We start from the raw sequence: 459 nt of genomic DNA on the forward strand, positions 1-459 counted from the left end.
CGTGATCCCTCAGAAGGGCGCCACGAACCCACCTGGCGTCGAACCCGAACCCGACTTACCCGCACGTGGGGACAGCGGAACAGCCGCACCAGCAGGGGGCGGCGGGCCTATCGGCCGGTTCGGCGGGGACCTGGCAGAGCCCTACCAGGACCACTCGAATCCGCAGAGAGACCCGTGATCCCTCAGAAGGGCGCCACGAACCCACCTGGCGTCGAACCCGAACCCGACTTACCCGCAGGTGGGGACTGTGGAACTGCCGTACCAGCAGGGGGCGGCGGGCCCATCGGCCGGCTCGGCGAGGAGCCGACGGGGTTCGGCGGGGACCCCGCGAGGTTGGGTGGGAACGCAGGGCGGCTCTGTGGGGAACCCATGTGATTTGGCGGGAAGGCGCTGGGAGGCTGGGGGGGGCCGCCGAGGTTCTGCCAGGGGGCGTTGTGGTTCTGTGGGGGGGTGGTGAGG

This window comes from Sphaerisporangium aureirubrum (assembly GCF_042658925.1).
GTDB classification, from domain to species: Bacteria; Actinomycetota; Actinomycetes; order Streptosporangiales; family Streptosporangiaceae; genus Sphaerisporangium; species Sphaerisporangium aureirubrum.